Here is a 7176-nt window from a genome sequence, read left to right on the forward strand (position 1 = left end):
CCTCACTTGGCGGTTCGAAAAAGCCTATGGGGCCTGCAACCGATTAGGCTGAGCCGACTATATCCAGAAATTTCGTCAGCTTTTTTGGCGCAACGGCGCGCCAGCTTTTGGCGATCCATTCGCCGATATGGTCCCAATCGGTATCGCCCAGGTCGAGCCTGATGCCCACCCAGCCATCGCCGAAATAAGCGGGGCGGTAATATCTCTCATCATCGCTATCGATCAGCATGGCCTGTTCTTCGACGCCGCTGATTTTGACCAAGAGCGCGATTTTCCCGTCGCCATGATGGTCGATGGAAACATAAGCAAATTTCTTGCCGCCGACGATGCCGAAGCATGGCATCCCGTGCGACACCACTTCATCGGCTTCTGGCTGGGCCAGCGCGATGTCGCGCACTTTTGATGTCAGATAATCCGGGTCCGTTGCTCGCGAAACATAGTCGGCAAGCGTCTTGGGGTATAATTGATGCTCGGCTATTTTGACGCGCTCCGCCAATGAACCCGCGGTGTCATTAGGCAGAATGGCGACTTCCATCTGGCCAAGAAGCGGACCTTCATCAAGGTCGGCCGTGACGAGGTGGACGCTGCAGCCAGCGACCCTATCGCCAGCATCAATCGCGCGCTGATGGGTGTTTAGCCCCGTATATTTGGGCAATAGGGATGGGTGGATATTTAGCATCCGGCCGTCCCATTTTTCGACGAAGCTTTCGCTCAATATCCGCATATACCCCGCAAGTACGACATAAGCCGCACCCGCTTTGGTAATGTGATTATGCATGATTTCGTCATGGTCCACCCGCTTAAGACCAATGTGCGATTGAGCGAACGTTGCGACGCCTTCGGCCTGCGCCAGCTTCAACCCTTCGGCGTCGGGATTGTTGCTGGCGACCAGAACGACTTCATACGGGCTGTCTGGGCGTTTTGCGGCATATAGCAACGCAGCCATATTGGTGCCGCCGCCGGAAATCAGGACGGCAACACGCGCCTTAGCCATGATGCGTCGCAGTCCAATCGGCTTGAGCGCTCCAGGTTTCGATGCTGCCGGTAACCGTGCACCCTTTTTCACCGGCTGCAATATGTCCGATGCGGAACACTGTCTCTCCAGCAGCCTCAAGTGCAGCGGTTACGCTCGCAACTTCGGTTTCCGCGACGACCACCGCCATGCCGATGCCGCAGTTGAATGTGCGTGCCATTTCCTCTGGCTCAATATGACCTTGCGCTTGCAAGAACGCCATCAAGCGCGGTTGTTGCCATGCGTCTGCATCGACATGTGCGTGCAAACCGTCCGGCAGGATACGTGGGATATTTTCAAGCAAGCCACCGCCGGTGATATGCGCCATTGCGTGGATCTTACCCGTGCGGACCATCGGCAACAGCGATTTCACGTAGATGCGGGTCGGCGCCATGAGTGCGTCGATAAGAATGACATTTTGGTCGAAAATTGCCGGACGGTCGAGTTTCCAGCCCTTGTCTTCGGCAAGCCGCCGAACCAGCGAGAAACCGTTGGAATGCACGCCTGATGACGCAAGGCCCAGAATGACGTCGCCCGCCGCAACCTTATCTGCCGTCAGTACTTGATCGCGCTCCACCGCGCCAACGCAGAAACCGGCAAGGTCATAGTCGCCTTCGGAATACATGCCCGGCATCTCAGCGGTTTCGCCGCCAATCAGCGCGCAGCCGGCTTGCTTGCAGCCTTCGGCGATGCTGGCGACAACAGAGGTGGCAACGGCGTTGTCGAGTTTGCCGGTGGCATAATAATCCAGAAAGAAAAGCGGCTCTGCGCCTTGCACGATCAAGTCATTGGCGCACATCGCGACAAGATCAATGCCGACGCCTTCATGGCGACCGGATTCGATGGCCAGTTTCAGCTTCGTTCCGACACCGTCATTCGCGGCGACCAGAAGCGGATCATTAAATCCTGCTGCCTTGAGGTCAAAAAAACCGCCAAAGCCGCCAAGATCGGCATCCGCACCAGCGCGGCGGGTCGATTTCGCCAGCGGCGCAATCGCGCGCACAAGCGCGTTACCGGTTTCAATGGAAACACCCGCCTTGGCGTAGGTGTAAGATTCGGGCTTCTGTTCTTTTGCGTCCATTTGTCGCCGTTAGCGAGAACAGGGTTGGAATTCCACGTCTATGTCGCCTAAAGGTGCGTTAATGACAAATTCTCGCGGAAAATGGTTTCAGATTGCAGCGATTGGCTTGCCTTTGGCGCTGATTGGTGGCGGAATCGTTGCCGCGCAAATCGAAGGGCCAAAGCGCGGCATTGCGCCAATCGCAAGCGCTGGTGATTTTGAAGTGACCGGCGTCTCTGTCAATGTCGTCGGCAATAACGCGTTTGAAGCTCGGCAAAAGGGTTGGGAACAGGCGCAGCGGATTGCCTGGTCGGCATTGTGGCGCAAAACCCATGGAACTGTTGGCGCTGGCCTATCCGATTCGACGTTGGACGGCATCGTCGCCGCAATCGTGGTTGAGCAGGAACAGATTGGCCCACGCCGTTATGTTGCAAAGCTTGGCGTATTGTTTGACCGCGCCCGTGCTGGGCAATTGCTGGGCGTCAGCGGCGTGGCGCGTCGTTCTGCGCCGTTGTTATTGTTACCCGTTACCTATTCGGCAGGCGCGCCGACGGTATTTGAACAGCGCACATCATGGCAGCGCAGCTGGGCCAAATATCGCACGGCTGACAGCACGATCGATTATGTGCGTCCAAGCGGGGCAGGCGGCGAATCGCTTTTGCTGAACGCGGGGCAAAAAGACCGTCGCAGCCGCATTTGGTGGCGCACAATTCTCGACCAATTTGGCGCAGCTGATGTGATCATTCCGATAGCACGCCTTGAACGGCAATGGCCCGGCGGCCCGATCATTGGCCGGTTTTCTGCGCGCTATGGGCCGGATAACAAATATCTCGGTTCGTTCACCCTGCGTGTTTCCAACAGCGCTGGCATTCCGGGCATGATGGATCAGGCGGTGATTAAGATGGACCAACTGTTCCAGTCCGCGCTCGCCTCCGGTCGATTGCGGGCGGATGCGTCGCTCGTCCTTGAACCCGAAGTGGTCGAGGAAGAGGAATTGGAAGGCGAAGTCGAAGACCTGTCGGTTGTCGATGGGGCAGAGCCTGCGCGCCAGTCTTTGGACGATGTGGTCAGGTCGGTGTTGCAAGAAGCAGAACCTGCGCGCAATTCTGGTGCGCCTACACCGCCGTCACCGCGGCCTTGAGCGTCAACTTCTGACATTATGCGCCAAATTGCTTTGCCATTGGATGAACTGCGCAGCGGCGCATCGTCCAGCCTGATCATTACAGAGTCTAACGCGACCGCGTTTGCGGGGCTTTCGAGCGCAGCTGGCTGGGCCAAACGCTGTGCCATTCTGACGGGGCCTGCACGCTCGGGAAAAACCCTGATGGCGCGCTATTTTTCGGGACAGAACGGCACGGTCATTGATAACGCAGAGGCAAGTCCGGCGGAAACCTTGTTTAACGCATGGAACCGGTCGCAGGAAAGCGGCGTCCCGTTATTGCTTATCTCGCGTTGGCAGCCTTCGGAGTGGAACATCACATTACCCGACCTGCAATCGCGTCTGGGCTCTGCGTTGCTGCTCGACATTGCGCCGCCAGACGATGAAATGATTGAGCAATTGATTCAAAAACAGCTGGCTGATCGCGGGGCAGCAATCAGCATTGATGCTTTAAGCTATGTAAAGCGCCGGATTGAGCGGAGCTATGGTGCAATCGAAAAATTTGCACGGTCGGCAAATGCGCTGGCGCTGGCCGAAAATGCCCCGGTCAATCTCGCTTTGGTAAAGAAGGTTCTCGAAAGCTAATTCCAACCGACGATGTTGTAGTTGCCCAATTAGCGGACCATCTCTTCTTCTTGGGTGTGGGTCATTTTCAATTTCCCGTTCACCACTGCGAACGCCAATCTGCCTTCGACAAGATCAAGCGCATCGCGGCCGAACTGTTCAAACCGCCATCCGGTCAGGACTTCTAGGTCTTCACGCTCACCTGCAGCCAGCCGTTCAAGTTCTTCGGTCCGGACGATGAGGCGCGGCGCGACGTTGATTTCGCGCGAACGGATTTTAAGCAACAGCTTTAACAGGTCCGCGACCAGCGATCCGTCTTTGCCGCCGCCGGGCGACGATCTACCGCGGTCAGGCATATCGTCGCGTGCCATCGGCTGGCTTGCTTCGATAACGGCGATGAGGCGTGCACCAATGTCATTGTCGCGCCAAGCTGGCGACAGTCCACGCACCTTGGGCAAATCCGCCTGCGACTTGGGCGGATGCGCCGCAATATCGGCAAGCGTTTCGTCTTTCATGATGCGCCCGCGCGGGATATTCTTACGCTGCGCTTCCTTTTCGCGCCATGCCGCCATGGCCTGAAGCCGGCCCAAGACGTCGGGCTTACGCGATTGCACCTTTATCCGGGACCACGCATTTTCGGGATCATTGCGATAGTTGGCCGCATCCGAAATGCGCTCCATTTCGTCATTCAACCAAGCGCCACGGCCCGTGACCTTCAGCTTTTCGAGCATCATGGGAAATATCGCCGATAAATGCGTGACGTCGGCAATGGCATAATCGATTTGCCGTTTGTCGAGCGGACGGCGGGACCAATCCGTAAATCGCGCGCCTTTGTCGAGTTGAATGCCCATCCACAGGTCGACCAAATTCGAATAGCCGATTTGTTCACCCTGACCGAGTGCCATGGCCGCGATTTGGGTGTCGAACATCGGGTAGGGTGTTTTGCCCGTCAGGTTGAAGAATATTTCAATGTCCTGCCCGCCGGCATGAAAGACTTTCAAGACCTCATCATTCGCGCAGAGCAGATCGAGCATGGGCGTGAGGTCCAGCCCCTCCGCCTTTGGGTCAATCGCTGCCGCTTCGTTCGTGTCCGCCAACTGCACGAGGCACAGATCCGGATAATATGTGTTTTCCCGCATAAATTCGGTATCAACCGCAACAAATGGGGATTTTGCAAGGCGTGCGCACAATTCTGCGAGACGTTTGCTGTCGGAGATGAGTGGATGAATCTGCATTGCGCATCGCCGTAGCACCCATTCCCGACTTGACAAAGTGCCCCTGCAAGGTTGTTAGGCGCGCTTTCCACAGATTTTTTGAATTGAGTGAACAATGCACGCTTATCGTACGCACAAATGCGCCGAACTTCGCGATTCCCACGTGGGGGAAACCGTACGCCTATCTGGCTGGGTCCATCGTAAGCGCGACCATGGCGGCGTTTTGTTCGTCGATTTGCGCGATCATTATGGCATGACGCAGATTGTTGCCGATAGCGACAGCCCCGCCTTGCCCATCCTCGAAGCATTGCGCCTTGAAAGCGTTGTCACCATTGATGGCGATGTAAAGGCGCGCAGTGCCGCCACCGTGAACGCCAATCTGCCCACGGGTCAGATCGAAGTTTTCGCGCGCAATGTCGTTGTACTCAGCAAGTCTGAAGAACTGCCTTTGCCAGTCGCCGGTGAGCAAGAATATCCGGAAGAAACCCGCCTGAAATACCGGTTCCTCGATTTGCGCCGCGAAACGCTGCACGCGAATATCGTCAAGCGTACGCAGATCATTCGCGAAACGCGTCGCCGCATGGAAGATATCGGCTTTACCGAATATTCAACGCCCATCCTGACAGCATCAAGCCCCGAAGGCGCGCGCGATTTCCTCGTGCCAAGCCGCATTCACCCGGGCAAATTCTTCGCGCTGCCACAGGCGCCGCAGCAGTATAAGCAGTTGCTGATGGTCGCTGGCTTTGACCGCTATTTCCAAATCGCACCATGCTTCCGCGATGAAGATCCGCGTGCGGACCGTTTGCCGGGCGAGTTTTACCAGCTCGATCTGGAAATGAGCTTCGTCACGCAGGAAGAAGTTTGGGACACGATGGAGCCGGTAATGGCTGGCGTGTTTGAAAAATTTGCTGATGGCAAAACCGTCACGCCTGCTGGCCAATTCCCACGTATTCCGCATGCAAAAGCGATGCTGGATTACGGCACGGACAAGCCCGATTTGCGCAACCCGCTCATCATTCATGACGTGACCAGCCATTTCACCAAATCGGGCTTCGGCCTGTTTGAACGCATCGTCGAAGGCGGCGGTGTTGTGCGCGCTATTCCGGCGCCAAAGACAGCGGAAAAGAGCCGCAAATTCTTTGACGACATGAATGAATGGGCACGCAGCGAAGGCCATGCTGGCTTGGGCTACGTCACCCGCAAAGCTGGCGAATTTGGCGGCCCCATTGCCAAGAACCATGGCGACGAAGGCATGCAGGCGTTGTACGACGCCATCGGCCTTGGTCCCGACGATGGTTGCTTCTTTGCAGCGGGCAAGGAAGAGCAAGCCGCTAAGCTGGCGGGTGCCGCGCGCACACGCACCGGTGAGCAGCTTGATCTCATTGAAAAAGACGCATTCCGCTTTTGCTGGATCATCGACTTCCCGTTTTACGAATGGAGCGAGGAAGACAAGAAGGTCGATTTTGCCCACAACCCGTTTTCGATGCCACAAGGCGGCCTCGAAGCGCTGCAGACGCAGGACCCGCTCACCATCAAAGCCTATCAATATGATATGGTCTGTAACGGCTATGAGCTCGCCTCGGGTTCCATCCGGAACCAGCATCCCGATCTAATGGTCAAGGCGTTTGAACTGACTGGCCTGACGCAGGCTGATGTTGAGGATCGTTTTGGCGGCATGTACCGTGCATTCCAATATGGTGCACCACCACATGGCGGTATGGCCGCTGGCGTCGACCGCATGGTCATGCTGTTGTGCGGCGTGCAGAATCTGCGCGAAATTACCTTGTTCCCGATGAACCAGCGCGCCGAAGATTTGCTGATGGGTGCACCGTCACCTGCCGAGCATAAGCAATTGCGCGAGCTCAACATTCGCGTTGTGGAACAGCCGCCGAAAGCGCAATCGTAAAGCATAAGCCGACGCCATTACGCTGTCCCTTTTGGGGACAGCGTTTTGCTTTGTCTTGTCTATCGCCTGAATAGCTGCTGCAATCGTCGGATGGCGATTGATCTTTCACATTATGAGTCCGGTACAAAATACGAAGGTACCTACGATGAGGACCTGAAAGCGCTGCAGGACCGCCTTTCGCGGCTGCAGTCGCTGCACATATTGCACGAAGCGCGCACGTTGATCGTGATTGAAGGTTGGGATGCGGCTGGCAAGGGTGGC

General features: G+C 56.5%; 6 protein-coding genes and 1 pseudogene. 4 read left to right on the forward strand and 3 right to left on the reverse strand.

Translation table 11 applies throughout. The annotated features are described in order from the left end of the window. Nucleotides 1-43: 43 nt before the first annotated feature. Nucleotides 44-994 (reverse strand): phosphoribosylglycinamide formyltransferase, encoded by a 951-nt coding sequence (gene purN, locus ACIQZK_RS07915; RefSeq protein ID WP_397575649.1) that lies wholly within the window; start codon nucleotides 992-994, stop codon nucleotides 44-46. Continuing rightward, nucleotides 987-2093, reverse strand: coding sequence for a phosphoribosylformylglycinamidine cyclo-ligase (purM, locus tag ACIQZK_RS07920; RefSeq protein WP_397575650.1), 1107 nt, complete (start codon nucleotides 2091-2093; stop codon nucleotides 987-989). The genes purN and purM overlap by 8 nt, the downstream gene beginning before the upstream one ends. A 61-nt stretch (nucleotides 2094-2154) precedes the next feature. Here purM and ACIQZK_RS07925 point away from each other — a divergent pair, with 61 nt between their 5' ends. Further along, entirely contained in the window at nucleotides 2155-3213 is a 1059-nt protein-coding gene (locus tag ACIQZK_RS07925; protein ID WP_397575651.1) for a heavy-metal-associated domain-containing protein, read from the forward strand. Between the two features lie 18 nt (nucleotides 3214-3231). Further along, nucleotides 3232-3816 carry an ATPase gene (locus ACIQZK_RS07930; RefSeq protein WP_397575652.1) on the forward strand — a complete coding sequence of 195 codons (585 nt, stop codon included), beginning with the start codon at nucleotides 3232-3234 and terminating at the stop codon, nucleotides 3814-3816. Between the two features lie 29 nt (nucleotides 3817-3845). Here the strand turns inward: ACIQZK_RS07930 and rnd are convergent, their stop codons facing one another. Further along, on the reverse strand, nucleotides 3846-5030 hold the full coding sequence (gene rnd / locus ACIQZK_RS07935; RefSeq protein WP_397575653.1) for a ribonuclease D: 1185 nt from the start codon (nucleotides 5028-5030) through the stop codon (nucleotides 3846-3848). Between the two features lie 94 nt (nucleotides 5031-5124). Here rnd and aspS point away from each other — a divergent pair, with 94 nt between their 5' ends. Both aspS and ACIQZK_RS07945 read left to right on the forward strand, forming a co-directional pair. Then, nucleotides 5125-6915, forward strand: coding sequence for an aspartate--tRNA ligase (gene aspS / locus ACIQZK_RS07940; protein WP_183941130.1), 1791 nt, complete (start codon nucleotides 5125-5127; stop codon nucleotides 6913-6915). 90 nt (nucleotides 6916-7005) lie between these two features. After that, nucleotides 7006-7176 (forward strand): annotated as a pseudogene (locus ACIQZK_RS07945) (polyphosphate kinase); the annotation flags it as partial.

The organism is Sphingorhabdus sp., assembly GCF_044338195.1.
In the GTDB taxonomy this organism is placed as follows: Bacteria; Pseudomonadota; Alphaproteobacteria; order Sphingomonadales; family Sphingomonadaceae; genus Sphingorhabdus_B.